This window comes from Actinacidiphila sp. bgisy160, assembly GCF_965342435.1.
In the GTDB taxonomy this organism is placed as follows: Bacteria; Actinomycetota; Actinomycetes; order Streptomycetales; family Streptomycetaceae; genus Actinacidiphila.
The window spans coordinates 38,865-56,516 of the sequence record NZ_CBDRCM010000050.1 but is presented as its reverse complement, the minus strand read 5'-3'; the positions used below and the strand labels follow the sequence as shown (position 1 = coordinate 56,516).

The 17,652-nt window shown below is 72.6% G+C and carries 16 protein-coding genes and 2 pseudogenes; 12 read left to right on the top strand and 6 right to left on the bottom strand.

What is annotated here, in order from left to right:
• Positions 1–163 (top strand): annotated as a pseudogene (locus tag ACRWNP_RS29490) (electron transfer flavoprotein subunit alpha/FixB family protein); the annotation flags it as partial.
• A 137-nt stretch (positions 164–300) separates the two neighbouring features.
• Complete coding sequence (locus ACRWNP_RS29485; protein WP_431966669.1) at positions 301–1,581, top strand: DUF6986 family protein; 1,281 nt, start codon at positions 301–303, stop codon at positions 1,579–1,581.
• A 67-nt stretch (positions 1,582–1,648) separates the two neighbouring features.
• Here the strand turns inward: ACRWNP_RS29485 and katG are convergent, their stop codons facing one another.
• Entirely contained in the window at positions 1,649–3,880 is a 2,232-nt protein-coding gene (gene katG / locus ACRWNP_RS29480; protein WP_431966667.1) for a catalase/peroxidase HPI, read from the bottom strand.
• A 381-nt stretch (positions 3,881–4,261) separates the two neighbouring features.
• Here katG and ACRWNP_RS29475 point away from each other — a divergent pair, with 381 nt between their 5' ends.
• Positions 4,262–4,672 carry a Fur family transcriptional regulator gene (locus ACRWNP_RS29475; protein WP_431966665.1) on the top strand — a complete coding sequence of 137 codons (411 nt, stop codon included), beginning with the start codon at positions 4,262–4,264 and terminating at the stop codon, positions 4,670–4,672.
• Positions 4,673–4,696: 24 nt separating this feature from the next.
• Here the strand turns inward: ACRWNP_RS29475 and ACRWNP_RS29470 are convergent, their stop codons facing one another.
• On the bottom strand, positions 4,697–4,975 hold the full coding sequence (locus ACRWNP_RS29470; protein ID WP_431966663.1) for an acetylxylan esterase: 279 nt from the start codon (positions 4,973–4,975) through the stop codon (positions 4,697–4,699).
• Between the two features lie 138 nt (positions 4,976–5,113).
• A complete protein-coding gene (locus ACRWNP_RS29465; protein ID WP_431966673.1) occupies positions 5,114–6,100 on the bottom strand; it encodes a LacI family DNA-binding transcriptional regulator in 987 nt (328 codons plus the stop codon).
• A gap of 86 nt (positions 6,101–6,186) precedes the next feature.
• Here ACRWNP_RS29465 and ACRWNP_RS29460 point away from each other — a divergent pair, with 86 nt between their 5' ends.
• The 3 genes and pseudogenes from ACRWNP_RS29460 (at position 6,187) to ACRWNP_RS29450 (ending at position 8,755) form a co-directional block, all read left to right on the top strand.
• Positions 6,187–7,194 carry an ROK family protein gene (locus tag ACRWNP_RS29460; RefSeq protein ID WP_431966661.1) on the top strand — a complete coding sequence of 336 codons (1,008 nt, stop codon included), beginning with the start codon at positions 6,187–6,189 and terminating at the stop codon, positions 7,192–7,194.
• Positions 7,195–7,314: 120 nt separating this feature from the next.
• Positions 7,315–7,590 (top strand): annotated as a pseudogene (locus tag ACRWNP_RS29455) (carbohydrate ABC transporter permease); the annotation flags it as partial.
• A 124-nt stretch (positions 7,591–7,714) separates the two neighbouring features.
• Complete coding sequence (locus ACRWNP_RS29450; RefSeq protein WP_431966659.1) at positions 7,715–8,755, top strand: NUDIX hydrolase; 1,041 nt, start codon at positions 7,715–7,717, stop codon at positions 8,753–8,755.
• 49 nt (positions 8,756–8,804) lie between these two features.
• Here the strand turns inward: ACRWNP_RS29450 and ACRWNP_RS29445 are convergent, their stop codons facing one another.
• The gene (locus tag ACRWNP_RS29445) at positions 8,805–10,163 is read right to left on the bottom strand and encodes a dipeptidase (protein WP_431966657.1); all 1,359 of its coding nucleotides are present in this window, start codon (positions 10,161–10,163) and stop codon (positions 8,805–8,807) included.
• Positions 10,164–10,319: 156 nt separating this feature from the next.
• Between ACRWNP_RS29445 and ACRWNP_RS29440 the strand changes: the two genes are divergently transcribed.
• Entirely contained in the window at positions 10,320–11,549 is a 1,230-nt protein-coding gene (locus ACRWNP_RS29440) for a geranylgeranyl reductase family protein (RefSeq protein WP_431966656.1), read from the top strand.
• Positions 11,550–11,663: 114 nt separating this feature from the next.
• A complete protein-coding gene (locus tag ACRWNP_RS29435; RefSeq protein ID WP_431966654.1) occupies positions 11,664–12,278 on the top strand; it encodes a DUF4230 domain-containing protein in 615 nt (204 codons plus the stop codon).
• Here ACRWNP_RS29435 and ACRWNP_RS29430 read toward each other — a convergent pair.
• The gene (locus tag ACRWNP_RS29430; RefSeq protein ID WP_431966652.1) at positions 12,271–12,729 is read right to left on the bottom strand and encodes a nitroreductase family deazaflavin-dependent oxidoreductase; all 459 of its coding nucleotides are present in this window, start codon (positions 12,727–12,729) and stop codon (positions 12,271–12,273) included. The two genes, ACRWNP_RS29435 and ACRWNP_RS29430, sit on opposite strands and share 8 nt — an antisense overlap.
• 150 nt (positions 12,730–12,879) lie before the next feature.
• On the opposite strand from ACRWNP_RS29430, the gene ACRWNP_RS29425 reads away from it, so the two are divergent.
• The 3 genes from ACRWNP_RS29425 to ACRWNP_RS29415 are packed head-to-tail and all read left to right on the top strand — an operon-like array spanning position 12,880 to position 15,590.
• Positions 12,880–13,602: a TetR/AcrR family transcriptional regulator gene (locus ACRWNP_RS29425; protein WP_431966650.1), complete on the top strand. Its 723-nt coding sequence runs from the start codon at positions 12,880–12,882 to the stop codon at positions 13,600–13,602.
• Positions 13,603–13,659: 57 nt separating this feature from the next.
• Entirely contained in the window at positions 13,660–14,928 is a 1,269-nt protein-coding gene (locus ACRWNP_RS29420) for a sensor histidine kinase (protein ID WP_431966648.1), read from the top strand.
• Positions 14,925–15,590, top strand: coding sequence for a response regulator (locus ACRWNP_RS29415; RefSeq protein WP_431966646.1), 666 nt, complete (start codon positions 14,925–14,927; stop codon positions 15,588–15,590). Before ACRWNP_RS29420 ends, ACRWNP_RS29415 begins: the two co-directional genes overlap by 4 nt.
• A 57-nt stretch (positions 15,591–15,647) precedes the next feature.
• Here the strand turns inward: ACRWNP_RS29415 and ACRWNP_RS29410 are convergent, their stop codons facing one another.
• Positions 15,648–17,144, bottom strand: coding sequence for an MFS transporter (locus tag ACRWNP_RS29410; RefSeq protein ID WP_431966644.1), 1,497 nt, complete (start codon positions 17,142–17,144; stop codon positions 15,648–15,650).
• A gap of 87 nt (positions 17,145–17,231) precedes the next feature.
• On the opposite strand from ACRWNP_RS29410, the gene ACRWNP_RS29405 reads away from it, so the two are divergent.
• Complete coding sequence (locus tag ACRWNP_RS29405; RefSeq protein WP_431966642.1) at positions 17,232–17,627, top strand: MarR family winged helix-turn-helix transcriptional regulator; 396 nt, start codon at positions 17,232–17,234, stop codon at positions 17,625–17,627.
• Positions 17,628–17,652: the final 25 nt, after the last annotated feature.

Below are 17,652 nucleotides of genomic sequence, written 5' to 3'. Positions count from 1 at the left end.
TGCGATTCAGCACCGGGCGGGTATGCAGACGTCGAAGACGATCGTGGCGGTCAACAAGGACCCGGAGGCGCCGATCTTCGAGTTGGCCGATTACGGCGTGGTCGGTGACCTTTTCGCCGTGGTGCCGCAGCTGACCGAGGCGGTCACCGCCCGCAAGGGCTGACCCCGGCAGCACACCGGAGCCCCGTGACGCCCCCGACGGCACCACGGGGCTCCCGGCGTCCCCGGGGTCGTTGACGGTGCGACGGAGGGACGGCTAGCTTCACTTCAACGATTTGTTGAAGAGGGGGAGGGTGCCGGATGGCGCAGAACGAGACGGTCCGCACATCGCTCGGCGACGCGGTCCGGCGGGGCCTCGGGGCCACGCTCGCCGCCGTCGACGCCGAACTCGTCCGGCGCTATCCGGGCGAACCCGGTACCCGGCAGCCCGTTCACACCGTCTACGTCCCTGCCGACGCCTTCGCCGCCGACACCGTGCGCACCTGGGGCGACCGCGCCCTGGCCGCCCTGGACGAGCACGCCCCCGACGCGGAGCGGCTCGCCGGCGTGCTGGGCCTGCCGCCCGCGCTCGCCGCGCCCGTCCACGACCGCGTACGCGCCAAGCTGCGGCACGAACCGGTCGAGGACCTGCGGATCGACTTCGAGGACGGTTACGGCCTCCGGCCCGACGCCGAGGAGGACGCGGCGGCCGCCCGCGCCGCCCGGCTCGTCGCCGCCGCCGTCACGGACGGGACCGCGCCCCCGTACTTCGGCATCCGCATGAAGTGCATGGAGGCCGCCGTGCGCGACCGCGGCATCCGCACCCTCGACATCTTCCTCACCGGCCTGATGGAGGCCGGAGGGCTGCCCGGCGGCCTGGTGCTGACCCTGCCCAAGGTCACCTTCCCCCAGCAGGTGACGGCGTTCGTCCGGCTCGCCGAAGAGTTCGAGAAGGCACGCGGACTCCAGGCCGGACGCCTCGGGTTCGAGATCCAGATCGAGACCACCCAGTCCATCCTCGGGCCCGACGGCACGGCCACGGTGGCCCGGCTGATCGACGCCGCCGAGGGCCGCGTCACGGGGCTGCACTACGGGACCTTCGACTACAGCGCCGCGTGCGGGGTCAGCGCGGCGTACCAGTCCATGGACCACCCGGTGGCCGACCACGCCAAGGCCGTCATGCAGGTGGCGGCCGCCGGCACGGGCGTGCGGCTGTCCGACGGCTCCACCAATGTGCTGCCCGTCGGCCCCGGCGCCCAGGTCCACGAGGCCTGGCGGCACCACTACGGCCTGGTCCGGCGCTCGCTGGCCCGTGCGTACTACCAGGGCTGGGACATGCACCCCGCCCATCTGCCCACGCGCTACGCCGCGGTCTACGCCTTCTACCGGGAGGGCCTGGACGCGGCGGCGGCCCGGTTGGCGGCGTACGTCGCCAGGGCCGGCGGGGACGTCATGGACGAGCCCGCCACCGCCCGGGCCCTGAGCGGCTACCTGCTGCGCGGACTCGACTGCGGCGCCGTGGACTTCGCCGAGGTCGCCGCCGCGACCGGGCTGACCCGCGCCGACCTCGACGCCCTCGCGGGCCGGTCCCGCGGCATCTGAGGGCCCGCACACGAAGACGTCCGGGCCGGCCCGCGAGGGGGCCGGCCCGGACGTCCCAGGGAACCGGTCAGACGAGGTCGAACCGGTCGAGGTCCATGACCTTCGCCCACGCCGCGACGAAGTCGTTGACGAACTTCGCCTTCGCGTCATCGCTCGCGTAGACCTCCGCGAGCGCGCGCAGCTCGGAGTTGGAGCCGAAGACCAGGTCGGCACGGGTGCCGGTCCACTTGACCTCGCCCGTGGCGTTGTCACGGCCCTCGAAGGTGGACTGGTCCTCGGAGGTCGCCTTCCACGACGTGCCCAGGTCGAGCAGGTTGACGAAGAAGTCGTTGGTCAGCGCCCCGGGGGTCGCGGTGAAGACGCCGTGCGAGGACTGCTTGTGGTTGGCGCTCAGGACGCGCAGACCGCCGACCAGCACCGTCATCTCGGGAGCGCTGAGGGTCAGCAGGTTCGCCCGGTCGAGCAGCAGGTACTCGGCCGGCAGGCGGTTGCCCTTGCCCAGGTAGTTGCGGAACCCGTCGGCGGCCGGCTCGAGCGCGGCGAAGGACTCCACGTCCGTCTGGTCCTGCGCGGCGTCCACACGACCCGGCGTGAACGGCACCTCGACGGGGTGACCGCCGTCCGCGGCGGCCTTCTCGACGGCGGCGGAACCGGCCAGCACGATGAGGTCGGCCAGCGAGATCCGCTTGCCGCCGGACTGGGCCGCGTTGAAGGACTCCTGGATGCCCTCCAGGGTGCGCAGCACCACGGCGAGCTGGTCGGGCTCGTTGACCTCCCAGCCGCGCTGCGGCTCCAGGCGCAGACGGGCGCCGTTGGCGCCGCCGCGCTTGTCGCTGCCGCGGAAGGACGAGGCCGACGCCCACGCGGTGGACACCAGCTGCGGCACGGTCAGGCCGGAGGCGAGGACCTGCTCCTTCAGGGCGGCGACGTCGGCGGCGTCGACCACCTCGTGCGTCCGCTCGGGCAGCGGGTCCTGCCACAGCAGGGTCTCGGACGGGACCTCGGGCCCGAGGTAGCGCACGACCGGGCCCATATCGCGGTGGGTCAGCTTGAACCACGCGCGGGCGAAGGCGTCCGCGAACTCGTCCGGGTTCTCCAGGAAGCGCCGCGAGATCTGCTCGTAGACCGGGTCGAACCGGAGTGAGAGGTCCGTGGTCAGCATCGTCGGTGCCTGGCTCTTGGAGGAGTCGTGCGCGTCGGGGATGGTGCCCGCGCCGGCACCGTCCTTCGCCACCCACTGGTTGGCGCCGGCGGGGCTGGTCGTGAGCTCCCACTCGTAGCGGAAGAGGTTCTCGAAGAAGCCCATGCCCCAGCGGGTCGGGGTGCTGGTCCAGGTGACCTCGAGACCGCTGGTGATCGCGTCGGCGCCCTTGCCGGTGCCGTAGCTGTTCCGCCAGCCGAGGCCCTGCTCCTCCATCGAGGCGGCCTCGGGGGCCGGACCGACGTTGTCCGCCGGGCCGGCGCCGTGGGTCTTGCCGAAGGTGTGGCCGCCGGCGATGAGGGCGACGGTCTCCTCGTCGTTCATCGCCATCCGGCGGAAGGTCTCACGGATGTCGCGCGCGGCGGCGATGGGGTCCGGGTTGCCGTTGGGGCCCTCCGGGTTGACGTAGATCAGACCCATCTGGACGGCGCCGAGCGGGCTCTCCAGCTGGCGGTCGCCGGTGTAGCGCTGGTCGCCGAGCCAGGTGGACTCGGGGCCCCAGTAGACGTCCTCCTCCGGCTCCCAGACGTCCTCGCGGCCGCCGGCGAAGCCGAAGGTCTTGAAGCCCATCGACTCCAGCGCGACGTTGCCGGTGAGGATCATGAGGTCGGCCCACGAGATGCTCTGGCCGTACTTCTTCTTCACCGGCCACAGCAGACGGCGGGCCTTGTCGAGGTTGCCGTTGTCCGGCCAGCTGTTGAGCGGGGCGAAGCGCTGCTGGCCGGCGCCGGCGCCGCCGCGGCCGTCGCTGATGCGGTACGTGCCGGCGCTGTGCCAGGCCATGCGGATCATGAACGGGCCGTAGTGGCCGAAGTCCGCCGGCCACCAGTCCTGGGAGGTCGTCAGGACCTCCAGGATGTCCTTCTTCACGGCCGTGAGGTCGAGCGCCTTGAACGCCTCGGCGTAGTCGAAGTCCCCACCGAGCGGGTTCGCCACCGCCGGGTTCTTGGCGAGGATCTTCAGGTTCAGCCGCTCCGGCCACCACTGCCGGTTTCCGCCGCCCTGGGTCGGGTGAGGAGCGCGCCCGTGCGCGACGGGGCAACCGCCCACACCCTCCGTCTTGGCGTCTGTGACGATTGCTTCATGGTTCTCAGACATGGGAATCCTTCCGGACCTGGCGGATCACGGTGCTCAGGGCTGCGGGCCGTCGGAGGCGTTCGGGCGGGGGGCCGCCGCGGTGAGCGCACCGGGGCCTCACCGGCGGCATGACAGGGAGAGAGGGTCCCGGACCGGCAGCGGCAGTGCGACGCGGATGCCCGCTGTCACCAGGCGGCACCGCGCGGCTGCTCGGCGGTGGTCCCGTCACGTCTCTCTCTTCTGCCGTACTGGGGTCTTCCTGTCCCTTGGCTGGCGCCGGAACCGATCCTACGATGGACGCAGTCCAAGTCAAGAAGAGCGTCAATTCCATAGGCGATCAGAACCCGGACGCGTCCACGGGGTGAGTTCCGGACGTCCACCGAGCTGAATGGGTGAGCAGACATGAGCGACCTGCTGGAGCGACTGCGCGGGCGCGGCTGGCGCATGACGTCCCAGCGGCGTGTCGTCGCGGAGGTCCTCGACGGCGACCACGTGCACCTCACGGCCGACGAAGTGCACGCCCGCGCGGCGCGGCTGCTGCCCGAGATCTCCCGGGCGACGGTCTACAACACCCTGGGCGAGCTGGTCTCCCTCGGCGAGGTCATGGAGGTCTCCACCGACGGCCGCGCCAAGCGCTACGACCCCAACGCCCACCGTCCGCACCAGCACCTGGTGTGCTCGGGCTGCGGCACCGTCCGCGACGTCCACCCTGCCGGCGACCCGCTGGCCGACCTCCCGGCCGAGGAGCGGTTCGGTTTCACGGTCTCCGAGGCCGAGGTCACCTACCGCGGCCTGTGCCCGTCCTGCGCCTGAGCGAGCCGCCGGGGGGAGCGCCGGCTACCGGCCGACCGCCGGGGCGAGGCCGAGGCCGCGCAGCCACAGCATCCGCTCGTACGGCTGGGAGCCGCGTCCGCCGTGGTCCGCGAATCGCCGCACCGTGATGTCCCTGGGCCCCGCGTAGCGGTTGTACGCCGCGAACACCGTCGAGGGCGGGCAGGCGGGGTCCATCAGGCCCACGCTGAACGGCGCCGGTGCGGTGGCGCGTGGGGCGAAGTGGACGCCGTCGAAGTAGTCGAGGGTGCCGAAGAGCCGTTCGGGGTCGATGCGCCGGTGCACGCCGAGGTACTGGGCGAGCTCCGGGTACGGCCCCTCGGTGGCTCTCCGCGGCCCGCCGGTAGTGGCAGAGGAACGGCACGTCGACCAGGGCCGCCGCGACCCGGTCGGAGAGCAGCCGTCCTGATCCCCTCGTCGCCGCTACGGCACGGGCGGAAGCTCGCCCGAACCGCGCGGGATCAGCCGGCAGGCGAGCTCGACCCGCTTGGGGGCGCCCGCGACGCCGTCGAGCCGCTGGAAGAGCAGTCCGGCGGCGGTGCGGCCGAGCTGTCCCGGGTCCTGGGCGACGACGGTGACCGCGGGACGCAGCAGGTCGGCGAGCTCGAAGTCGTCGAAGCCGACGAGGGCGACCACGCTGGGCCGGTCGGCGAGGACCCGGACCGCGGTCACGGTGATCCGGTTGTTGCCGGCGAACAGGGCGGTGACCGGCTCCGGGCCGCTCAGCATGGACTCCACGGCGGCGCGCACGCGGCCCGGGGCCGTGGGCCCGCAGGAGACCCAGCCCTCGTGCACGGGCAGCCCGGCGGCGTCCATCGCCTCCCGGTAGCCCCGCAGACGCTCGGCCGCGGTGTGGATGCGAGGAAGGTCGCCGATGAAGCCGATGCGCCGGTGCCCGTGGGCGATGAGGTGGGCGACGCCCTCGCGGGTGCCCCCGGCGTTGTCGCTGAGGACCACGTCCGCGTCGATGCCGCCCGCGGGGCGGTCGACGAAGACGGTGGCGACGCCGGCCGCGATCTCCGGTTCGAGGTAGCGGTGGTCCTCGCTGGCGGGCACGATGACCAGCCCGTCGACACGCCGGGCGCAGAAGGCGAGCACGAGTTCCTGCTCGCGGTCGGCGTCCTCGGCACTCGATCCGGTGAACAGCAGCGTCGAGTGCGCGCGGGCCAGGTCCTCGACGGCACGGCTGAGCGGGGAGTAGAAGGGGTCGGCGAGGTCCTCCAGGACCAGCCCGATGCTCGCCGTACGGCCCTTGCGGAGCAGCCGCGCGCTGTCGTTGCGGCGGAATCCGAGGGCGTCGATGGCCGCCTGGACACGCGAGATCGTGTCCTCGGTGACGCCCGGTTCCTCGTTGACGACACGCGATACCGTCTTCAGGCCGACACCGGCCCGGGCCGCGACATCCTTCATGGTGGGGCGGGCGGTGCGCGGAATATCGGTCACGGCGTGATCCTATGGGCTGGACAACGTTGTCAACAAAGGGCGACACTACGCCCATGCCGTTCGAGAGCTCTGCCGAGTCCATCGTCCCGCCGTCGGGTGCCGCCGGCGCGGGTCCGCTGATCGCCGCCGTGGACATCGGCGGCACCAAGATCGCGGGCGCCCTGGTGGACGCCCGCGGCGAGTTGCTCGTGCGCGTGCAGCGCCCGACGCCCGCCGACCGGGACGCGGCGACGGTGATGGGATCGCTCGCGAAGGTGCTGGCCGGGCTGCGGGAGTCCGCGGGCTGGCCCAGGGTCGTCGCGGTGGGCATCGGCAGCGCCGGTCCGATCGACGCCTCGCGCGGCACGGTGAGCCCGGTCAACATCGCCGGCTGGCGCGATTTCCCGGTGGTCGCCGAGGTCGGCGAGCGGGTCGGCGGGCTGCCGGTGGTGCTCACCGGTGACGGCATCGCGATCACCGCGGCGGAGCACTGGCAGGGCGCCGCCCGCGGGCACGACAACGCGCTGTGCATGGTGGTGTCGACCGGGGTCGGCGGCGGTCTCGTCCTCGGCGGCAAGCTGCACCCCGGGCCGACCGGCAACGCGGGGCACATCGGCCACATCAGCGTCGACCTCGACGGGGACGTGTGCCCCTGCGGCAGCCGTGGCTGCGTCGAGCGCCTTGCCAGCGGGCCGAACATCGTCCGGCGCGCCCTGGAGTCCGGCTGGCGTCCGGCTCACGGCGAGGAGTCCGACGCCGCCGCCGTCGCCCGGGCGGCCCGAGAAGGCGACGCCCTCGCCCTCGCCTCGTACGACCGCGCGGCGCAGGCGCTGGCCGCGGGCATCGCCGCGACGGCCACCCTGGTGGAGATCGACGTGGCGGTGATCGGTGGCGGTGTCGCGGGCGCGGGCCCGCTGCTCTTCGAGCCCCTCCGCACGCATATGCGCCGGTACGCCACGTTGTCGTTCGCGTCCGGGGTGAAGGTCGTTCCCGCCGTGCTCGGCACGGACGCGGGCCTGGTCGGCGCGGCAGCGGCCGCGGCGCAGGCGCTGCGCCTGGAGGCCTTCGCGACCGGCGCCTAAGGGCTCCCGCAGGGGGAGCCTCCCCCGTTTGCGGTCCGGTTGCGGCGTGGTGCTCCCACTTTTCCGCGGGCACACGCTCAGGGCGAGGCCCTGCCTGGTGCGCGAGGCCCGTGACGGGGCCGGATCACGCCCCCGCTGTGCCGGCCGGCCCTCGCGGCTCTGGCCACGCTGCAGTTCACCTGGAAGCGCAACGACTTCCTGTGGGCCCTGGTCTTCATCCCCGACGGCGACAAACCGCCGGTGACCTCAGCCCTGACCAACCTGCGGGGCCTGTTTTTCACCGATTACAACCTGTGGGCGGCCGGCTCGGTGCTGGTGGCGCTGCCGCCCGTCCTGGTGTTCATGCTGCTGCGGCGGCAGTTCACCGCCGGACCGACCCTGGGGGCCAGCAAGGGCCGACCACCGTCTTCAGGGGTGCCGAAGCCACCGGTATGCGCCGATGGCCGGGTCTGCGCGTTTGCCGACGCCGATGATCCGGGCAATTCGTAGGGGGCTACCAGGCTACGGAAGAGGGGGCACCGTGATCGTCTGGCTCAACGGCACGTTCGGCGCGGGGAAGACCACTGCGGCACGCGAACTGCTCGAACTGCTGCCGGGCAGCGTGCTCTACGATCCGGAACTCATCGGCAGCGGGCTGCGGCTGATGCTTCCGGAGAAGCGGCTGGGCGAGGTCTGCGACTACCAGGAACTGCCCGCGTGGCGGCGGCTGGTCGTCGACACCGCCGCCGCGCTGCTCGCCGAGGTCGGCGGAGGACCTCTGGTGGTGCCGATGACCCTGCTGCGGCAGGAGTACCGGGACGAGATCTTCGGCGGGCTCGCGGCCCGCCGGATCACTGTGCGGCATGTGCTGCTGCACGCTGAGGAAACGGTTCTGCGCGAGCGGATCGACCAGCGCGCCGAGATACCGGGCGACGCCGAGGCCAGTGCGGGGGTCCGCGACTGGTGCCTGGACCACCTGCCCGCCTACCAGGAGGCACTGCCCTGGCTCACGGCGGACGCCCATGTCGTCGACACCGCGGGGCTCGCCCCCCGTACGACCGCCGAGCGGATCGCCGAGGCGATACGGGAGGGGGCCGGCGCTTGCGACATCGTGCAGACCCCGGAGCCCACCGCCGAGACCCTCGCCGCGGGCGTGCTGCTCTTCGACGAGGACGACCGGGTGCTGCTGGTCGACCCGACCTACAAGCCCGGCTGGGAGTTCCCCGGCGGGGTAGTCGAGCCCGGTGAGCCGCCCGCGCGGGCCGGCATGCGGGAGGTCGCCGAGGAACTCGGCCTACGGCTCCCGGCGGTGCCCCGGCTCCTGGTCGTCGACTGGGAACCGCCGCTGCCGCCGGGATACGGCGGTCTGCGGCTGCTCTTCGACGGCGGGCTGCTGCCCGCCGCCGACGCCGAGCGCCTGCTGCTGCCCGGCGCCGAGCTGCGGGGCTGGCGTTTCGCCACGGAGGACGAGGCCGCCTCCATGCTGCCGCCCGTCCGGCACACCCGGCTGCGCTGGGCGCTGCGGGCGCGCGAGCGGGCCACCGTGCTCAACCTGGAGGCCGGGGTGCCGGTGGGCGGCTGAGAGGCGGGCGGCCGAGAGGCGACTGGCGCGTCCCGGCCGTCCGCCGGGCTCAGACCGCCTTGGCGGCGTACTTCTGCAGGAAGAGCGCCTCGGTGAGCGAGAGCCTCTCCAGCTCCTCGGGGGAGACACTCTCGTTCACCGCATGGATCTGCGCCTCCGGCTCGCTCAGGCCGATCAGCAGGATCTCCGACTCGGGGTAGAGCGTCGCCAGGGTGTTGCAGAGCGGGATGGAGCCGCCCATGCCGGCGATCTCCATCTCGGTGCCGTACGCGGCGCGCATGGCCTCCGCCATCGAGGCGTACGCCGGGCTGGAGGTGTCCGCGCGGAACGGCTGGCCGCTGCCGACCTGGGTGACCTCCACGCGGGCGCCCCAGGGGGCGGCCGCCTCCAGGTGGGCGATCAGCAGCTTGGCCGCCTGCTGCGCGTCCACGCCCGGCGGGACCCGAAGGCTGACCTTGGCGCCCGCGGTGGCCTGGACGGACGGAGTGGCGCCGACCACGGGAGGCGCGTCGATGCCTATGACGGTGACCGACGGGCGGGCCCAGAGGCGGTCCGCTACCGTGCCGGAGCCCATCAGGTTCACACCGTCGAGCACCTTGGCGTCGGAGCGGAAGGTCTCCTCTGCGTACTGGAGCCCGTCCCAGGCGGCGTCGGCGGTGAGGCCCGTCACAGCGGAGGCGCCGGAGTCGTCGTGGAGTGTGTGCAGGATGCGGACCAGAGCGGCCAGCGCGTCCGGCGCGGCGCCGCCGAACTGGCCGGAGTGCAGATTGCCCTCCAGGGTGGTGACCTTGACGTCCACCAGCGCCATGCCGCGCAGGGTCGCCGTGACGGTCGGCAGGCCGACGCGGAAGTTGCCGGAGTCGCCGATGACGATGGCGTCGGCGGCCAGCAGCTCCGGGTGCTCCTCCGCGTAGCGCTCCAGGCCGCCGGTGCTCTGCTCCTCCGAGCCCTCGGCGATGATTTTCACGCCGACCGGGACCCCGCCGTTCTCACGCAGCGCGCGCAGCGCGGTGAGGTGCATGATCAGGCCGCCCTTGCAGTCGGCCGCGCCGCGACCGTACCAGCGGCCGTCGCGCTCGGTGAGCTCGAACGGCGGCGACAGCCAGCCGGCCTCGTCCAGCGGCGGCTGCACGTCGTAGTGCGCGTACAGCAGCACCGTGGGCGCGCCCTCAGGGCCCGGCAGGTAGCCGTACACCGACTGCGTGCCGTCCGGCGTGTCCAGCAGGGCGACGTCCTCGAAGCCCTCCGCGCGCAGCGCGTCGGCGATCCAGGAGGCGGCCCGCTCGCACTCGCTCCTGGGGAACTGCCGCGGGTCGGCCACCGAGCGGTACGACACCAGCTCGGCCAGCTCGGTCCGGGCCCGCGGCATGAGTGCGGCGACGGTTGCGGCGAGAGGTGCGGCGGACATGGGCGCTCCTGGTGCGTGGGACAGGTCGAACGCGATGTTCGGGGACCGGTGGTCGTGATCGATGGTGCCACAGGCAGCCGCGCTCACCCCGCGGATTAGTATGCGGCTGAGCAGGGGCGGCGGCAGTCGGCGGGTCGAACGGGAGCGGAAGCACACGTGAGCAGCGAGTACCAGGCGCAGGACGGCGGTTCGGCGGACGGCGCCGACGGCACGCAGGTGTGGGACGTCGTCGTGGTGGGTGCCGGGCCGGCCGGGGCCTCGGCGGCCTACGCCGCGGCGAGTGCGGGACGCCGGGTGCTCCTGCTGGAGAAGGCCGAACTGCCGCGCTACAAGACCTGCGGTGGTGGCATCATCGGGCCCTCCCGCGACGCGCTGCCGCCAGGCTTCGAACTCCCGCTGCGCGACCGGGTGCACGCGGTGACCTTCAGCCTCAACGGCAGGCTCAGCCGGACCCGCCGGTCGCGGCAGATGCTCTTCGGGCTGATCAACCGACCCGAGTTCGACGCCCGGCTCGTGGACACGGCAGTCGACGCGGGCGCGCGGCTGCGGACCGGGGCCTCGGTCTCCCGGGTCGAGCAGCACGGCACCTCCGTCCCGGACCGGCGGACCGTCGCGGTCGTCCTCAACGACGGCGAGACCATCCTCGCCCGCGCGGTGGTCGGCGCCGACGGCTCGGCGAGCCGGATAGGCGCCCATGTCGGCGTCAAGATGGCCCAGGTGGACCTGGGGCTCGAGGCCGAGATCCCGGTGCCCGCCGAGGTCGCCGAGGACTGGGCGGGCCGCGTTCTCATCGACTGGGGCCCGCTGCCCGGCAGTTACGGCTGGGTCTTCCCCAAGGGCGAAACCCTGACCGTCGGCGTCATCTCGGCGCGTGGCGACGGTGCCGCCACCAAGCGGTATCTGGAGGACTTCGTGGGCCGGCTCGGACTGGCGGGCTTCGAGCCGAGCATCTCCTCCGGCCACCTCACGCGCTGCCGCGCCGACGACTCCCCGCTCTCGCGGGGCCGTGTGCTGGTGTGCGGAGACGCGGCGGGTCTGCTGGAGCCGTGGACCCGCGAGGGCATCTCCTTCGCGCTGCGCTCCGGCCGCCTGGCGGGGGAGTGGGCGGCGCGGATCGCCGAGGCGCACGACGCGGTGGACGCACGTCGCCAGGCACTGAACTACGCCTTCGCCGTCAAAGCCGGCCTCGGCGTCGAAATGGGCGTCGGCCGCCGCATGTTGGGCGTCTTCGAGAAGCGTCCGGGTCTGCTGCACGCGGCTCTCACAACCCTCCCCCCGGCATGGAACGCCTTCGCTAAGATCACCCGCGGTTCCAGTTCGCTCGCCGAGCTGGTCCGTACTCATCCGCTGGCCCGTCGCGCGCTGGAGTCGTTCGACCGTCGTTGACCTCCTCATGGCACCCTCCCGGGCGTCATAAAGGCGGAGTTGAGGGGCAGAGACGTTGTGGGAGGTGTCCTCGTCATGCCCTTGAGGAACGTAGACGGAAGACTGCCGTGGTGGGTGCGTACACTCACCGGGCTCGTGGTGCTCGGCGGACTTCTGTTCCTGGTCGCGCGCGCCGACCTGATACCGGGTCTGCCGAACCCCTTCGCCGAGGAGACCAAGGACCGCACCGGTCCCGTGGTGCTCAAGGCCATCCAGGACATGAACCGCTTCGAAGGGGCGAGCGGCCAGTTCCAGGTCGTGGTCGACCTGGAGAAGGACGCCAAGTTCCTTCCCGACGCGGTGCGCGGCAGGCGCACGCTCTACGTGGGGGCCGGCAGCGTCGACGCCTACGTTGACCTCGGTGACGTGGGCCCGAAGGGCGTCACCGTTTCCGAGGACCGGACCTCCGCCGTCCTCACCCTGCCCCACGCCGAACTCGGGCGGACCTCGCTCGACGTTGACCGTTCGTACGTGGTGGCCCAGGAGCGCGGCTTCTTCGACCGGCTCGGCGACTTCTTCTCCTCCCATCCGGGGGACGAACACCAGGTCCAGCAACTCGCCGCGAAGAAGATCCAGCAGGCGGCGAAGTCCACCGAGCTGACCAAGCGTGCGGAGACCAACACCCGGGCCATGCTGGAACGGCTGCTGACCTCGCTGGGGTTCGAGAAGGTGGAGGTCCGCTTCAGCTGACGGGCCGGAGTTCAGTGATGCGGAAGACCGGGTGCTTGTGGGCTATGGCACGCAGTTCCTCGTCGGAGGAATCCGCCCCCACACCGCCGAAGAACACGCCCACCTCGGCCTTCCAGCGCTTGAGGTAGGCACGCAGCACCTCGGGTTTGGCGTCGTCACCGACCTCCGTCGCACTGAACTCCTCGACCTTTTTGCCCAGCAGCAGCCGACCCCCGCCGGCGGCCCGCATGTTGTGCGTCCACTGGACGTGCCCGCGGGGCGCAACGAGGTAGCGCTCCCCGTTCACCTCCAGGAGGTTGACCGGGGTGCGCCGCCACTCCCCGCTCTTGCGCCCGCGGACGGCCAGCACGCGGGAGCCCCACACACTGAGGCCGCGGCGGGTCAGCCAGGCCACCGCGCGGTTCAAGACGTTGACCACGAACCAGCCGGGCTTGATGACGTGCTCGGACATGAGGACTCCTCCGTGATGCGCGCGTCGTGGACCGAAGGCGGTCCGTGAGCGGTGCTCTCGCTTGAGAACAGTGTGCACATCCCGGCGCTCCCTGGCAAGAGCGGTGCTCTCGTTATTGGTCGTTGCTCCATTCGCGCCTACACTGATCCCATGAGCGTCATCCGAACGGCCAGGGAACGGGCCCGCGACGAAGTGACCGCGGCCATCAAGGAAGAGGCGCGCCGGCAGCTCGCCGACGAGGGCGCCTCCAGGCTCTCGCTCCGCGCCGTCGCGCGGGAGCTGGGGATGGTCTCGTCCGCGCTCTACCGCTACTTCCCGAGCCGGGACGAGCTGCTCACCGCCCTCATCGTGGACGCCTACGACGCCGTGGGGGCCGCCGCCGAGGAGGCCCTGGCCCGCGCCGGCGGTGACGAGCCCGTCGAGCGCTGGCGCGAGGTCTGCCGGGCCGTGCGCCGTTGGGCCCTCGGCCATCCACACGAGTACGCGCTCATCTACGGATCCCCCGTGCCCGGCTACTCCGCCCCGCTCGACACGATCGGACCCGCCTCCCGGGTCCCGCTCGCACTCCTCGCCGTGGCCGAGCAGGCACACGCCGCGGGGGCGCTCGCCGTGCCCTCGCCCGACGAGCCGTTGTCCGACGCCGCCCACGCCGACGCCTGGCGGCTCAGCAAGGACCTGGACCGCGACCTGCCGCCACGGGCGATCCCCCCCCTCGTCGCCGCCTGGGCGCAGCTCTTCGGTCTGGTCAGCTTCGAGGTGTTCGGCCAGTTCAACAAGGTGGTCGAGGCGCGCGACGACTTCTTCGACCAGGCCGTCGCGGGCCTCGCGCACCAGGCAGGGCTCCGCCGTGAGCGCGTACTCCGCGGGGAGTAGACGCGATCACCCCGCTGACCGGACGCCGGCCCGCCGCCCCCGGTCTAGCGTGGCCGCATGACGGAAGACTCGGCACGGGGAGGCGGCCCGCCCCGGGGGCCCTGGTGGCGCCACACCGCGCCCGGACGCGCTCACGGAGGCGACGAGCGCCTGCGCCATCCGTGGATCTCGTCGTCGGTCATCGCCGTCGTCCAGGTGGTCGGCACCACGGCCGCCTCGCACAACGCGTCCGGCCGGGTCGCCCTGGACCACTTCGGATACGCGCTCCTGCTCGCCGGGCCCGTCCTGCTCCTGTGGCGCGACCGCGCGCCCCTGGCGGTCGCCGCCGCCGTCTCGGCGGTGACGCTCGCGTACGTCGCGGCCGGTTACCCGTACGGGCCGGTCTTCCTGAGCATCATCGCCGCCTACTTCACGGCCGCCGGGGCCGGCCGCCGCAGAGCCGTCCTGATCATCGCGGGTGTCCTGTACACGGGGTACCTGCTCATCACGATGTGGCTGTACCGCTGGCTGCCGCCCGCCGGGGACAAGGCCGCCTCGTGGGCGCAGGTGTCGGGGGCCGCCGCATGGCTGCTGGCCATCCTCGCCGTCGCGGAGCTGTGGCGGCTGCGCAGGGAGCAGTTCGTCCGCGACCGGCGGGAGCGGGCCGAGGCCGAGCGCCGCCGCGCCGACGAGGAGCGGCTGCGCATCGCCCGCGAGCTGCACGACGTGCTCGCCCACAGCATCTCGGTCATCAACGTGCAGGCCGGGGTGGCTCTCGCCCTCATGGACGAGCGCCCCGAGCAGGCCCGGCAGGCGCTGACCACCATCAAGGCCGCCAGCAAGGAGGCGCTCGGCGAGGTGCGCCAGGTGCTGGGCACCCTGCGCAGCCCCGGGGAGGCCCCGCGCTCACCCGCCCCGGGCCTGGACCGGTTGCCCGAACTGCTTGAACAGGCCGCGGGCGCGGGGCTGGCCGTCGACATCACGGGAGACGTCCGCGCCGGCGCCCTGCCGCCCGGCGTGGACCTGGCGGCGTTCCGCATCGTCCAGGAGGCGCTGACCAACGTCATCCGCCACTCCGGCTCCCGTACCGCCCGCATCCGGGTCACCCGGCGCCGGGGCGTGGTCGAGCTGCGGGTCGACGACGACGGCCCCGCGACCACGACCGCCGACCACGCGCACGATTCCGGTGGCGGCAACGGGCTGCTCGGCATGCACGAGCGGGCGGCGGCGCTCGGCGGCACGGTCGAGGCCGGACCCCGCGCCGACGGCGGCTTCCGCGTCCTGGCCCGTCTGCCGCTCGTCGCCGGCGCCGCGACGGTGTCCGTCCCCGACAAGGAGAACCCATGACACGGGTACTGCTCGCCGACGACCAGCTCCTGGTGAGGGCGGGATTCGCCGCCCTGCTGGACGCCCAGCCCGACATCGAGGTCGTGGGGGAGGCCTCCGACGGCGCCCAGGCGCTGCGGCTGGTCCGCGACCTCACCCCGGACGCGGTGCTGATGGACATCCGCATGCCCGTCATGGACGGACTGGAGGCCACCCGCCGGATCACCGAGGACGCGGCGTTGACCGGGGTCAAGGTCGTCATCCTCACCACGTTCGAGCTCGACGAGTACGTCTTCGAGGCCATCCGGGCGGGCGCCTCGGGCTTCCTGGTCAAGGACACCGAGCCGGAGGAACTGGTGCGTGCCGTACGGGCGGTGGTGGACGGCGACGCGCTGCTGTCGCCCGGCGTGACCCGGCGGCTCATCGCCGAGTTCGCCGCCCGGTCCAAGGAGCCCTCGGCCGCGGCGGAACTCGGCCGGCTCACCGAGCGGGAGCGCGAGGTGATGGCGCTGGTCGGGGTCGGCCTGTCCAACGAGGAGATCGCCCGCCGCCTGGTGGTGAGCCCGCTCACCGCCAAGACGCACGTCAGCCGCACGATGGTGAAGCTCGGCGCTCGGGACCGGGCCCAGCTCGTCGTGCTGGCCTACGAGTCCGGCCTGGTACGACCCGGTTGGCTCGGCTGAAGCGCAGCGGCCCGCGGGAACGGACGGTTCGCGCGGGCCGCTGCGGTGGCGGGCGGGTCAGTCCCGCACCGCGACCTCGCGCTCCTCGCCCACCGGGGTGGCGGTGGCCGAGGAGGCGACCACGAATCCGTACGACACCCTGCGGCGCAGCCCCGTGAGGGTGATCAGCAGTCCGGCCAGGGCGATCGCGCTGACCACGACCAGCCCCGGGCGGAAGCTGTCGAGCACGGCCTGCGGGGAGGCCGGGGACCCGTCGCCGGACCCGGCGGTGATCGCCGCGGTCACGACGGCGAGGAAGATGGCGCCGCCCACCTGGAAGGAGGTGTTGAGCAGGCCGGAGACCATGCCCTGCTCCTCGTCGCGGACGCCGTTGGTGGCCTGGATGTTGAGCGACGGGAAGACCAGCGCGCACGCGGCGCCCAGCAGCAGCATGGACGGCAGGATCACCGCGGCGAAGTTCGGGGTGAGGTCGACGCGCAGGAAGAGGACGTAGCCCAGGAACAGCAGGGAGAATCCGGCGGCGATCACCCGCGGTGTGCCGAAACGGTCCACCAGCGGACCGATCCGCGTGGAGGCGAGTGCCACCAGCGCCCCCGCGGGCAGGAAGGCCAGCGCGGTCTGCAGCGCCGACCAGCCCAGCAGTGACTGCATGTACTGGGTGACGAGGAACTGGAAGCCCACGTAGGAGCCGAAGAAGGCGGCGCCGCCCAGGTTGGCGCGGATCTGCTGGGGGGAGCGCAGGACGCCCAGCCGGATGAGGGGGTGGCCGCTGCGGTGCTCGATCACCGCGAAGGCGGCCAGCAGCGCCGCGACGGAGGCGAAGGAGAGCAGGGTGCGGGCCGAACTCCAGCCCGCCTCGGGGGCCTGGACGACGGTGAAGACCAGCAGCAGCATCGCTCCGGTGCCGGTCAGGGCGCCGGGCAGGTCGTAACCGCGGCCGGAGTGCCGCTCTCGGGGGCTCGACGGGATCAGCTGGATGCCGGCCACGAGCGCCAGGACGGCGACGGGCGCGGGCAGCAGCATCGTCCAGCGCCAGCCCACTTCGGTGAGCAGGCCGGACAGGACCAGGCCCATGGAGAAGCCGGTCGCGCCGCAGGTGGTGTAGATGCTGAGGGCACGGTTGCGGACCGGCCCCTCGGCGAACGTCGTGGTGATGATGGACAGTCCCGCCGGGGCGGTGAACGCCGCGCTCAGGCCCTTGACGAAGCGGCTGGCGATGAGCAGTTCACCGGAGTCGACGACCCCGCCGAACAGGGAGGCGACGGCGAACACGGCCAGCGCGACGAGGAAGACCCGGCGCCGGCCGAGCAGGTCGGCGGCGCGGCCGCCGAGCAGCAGCAGGCCGCCGTAGCCGAGGATGTAGCCGCTGACGACCCACTGCAACGACGAGGTGGACAGATCGAGGTCGTCCGCGATGGACGGGAGGGCCACGCCGACCATCGAGACGTCCAGGGCGTCGAGGAAGAGCGCGGCACAGAGCACCAGCAAGGTGCCCCATTGCCGGGCGCTCCAGCGCCCGTCGGAACCAGGGACGGGGGTGCGCGGAGAGGTCATGCCGAGGAACACTACATGCAAGTGCATAACATGCAGGTGCATTTAATGTGCGTACATCTAGTGTTGATTTTCTGCTATCCTGCGGCCATGACCGGCGTGAAGAGTGAGCATGTGCTCGTGGAGCGGTGGCGGGAGGTCCTCTCCCTGCACGCGCGCACCGCGTGCGAACTCGACCGTGAGCTGAACCCGCACGGGCTCGGCGCGAGTGACTTCGAGGTGCTCGACCTGCTTGCCGAGGGCAATCCCGACGAGGGGGGCTGCACCTACCGTGTCCAGGAGCTCGCGGACCGCGTGCACCTGAGCCAGAGTGCGCTCTCCCGGCTGGTCGGCAGGCTGGAGAAGGACGGCCTCGTCAGCCGGGGCATCTGCAGCGAGGACCGGCGGGGGGTGCAGGTCGCGCTGACCGACGCCGGCCGGGCGCGTCACGAGGAGGCCAAGCCGGTGCAACGGGCCGTTCTGGAACGGATTCTCGGCCAGGCCTGAGGGCTCGGCCGACGCCGGGGGTCTT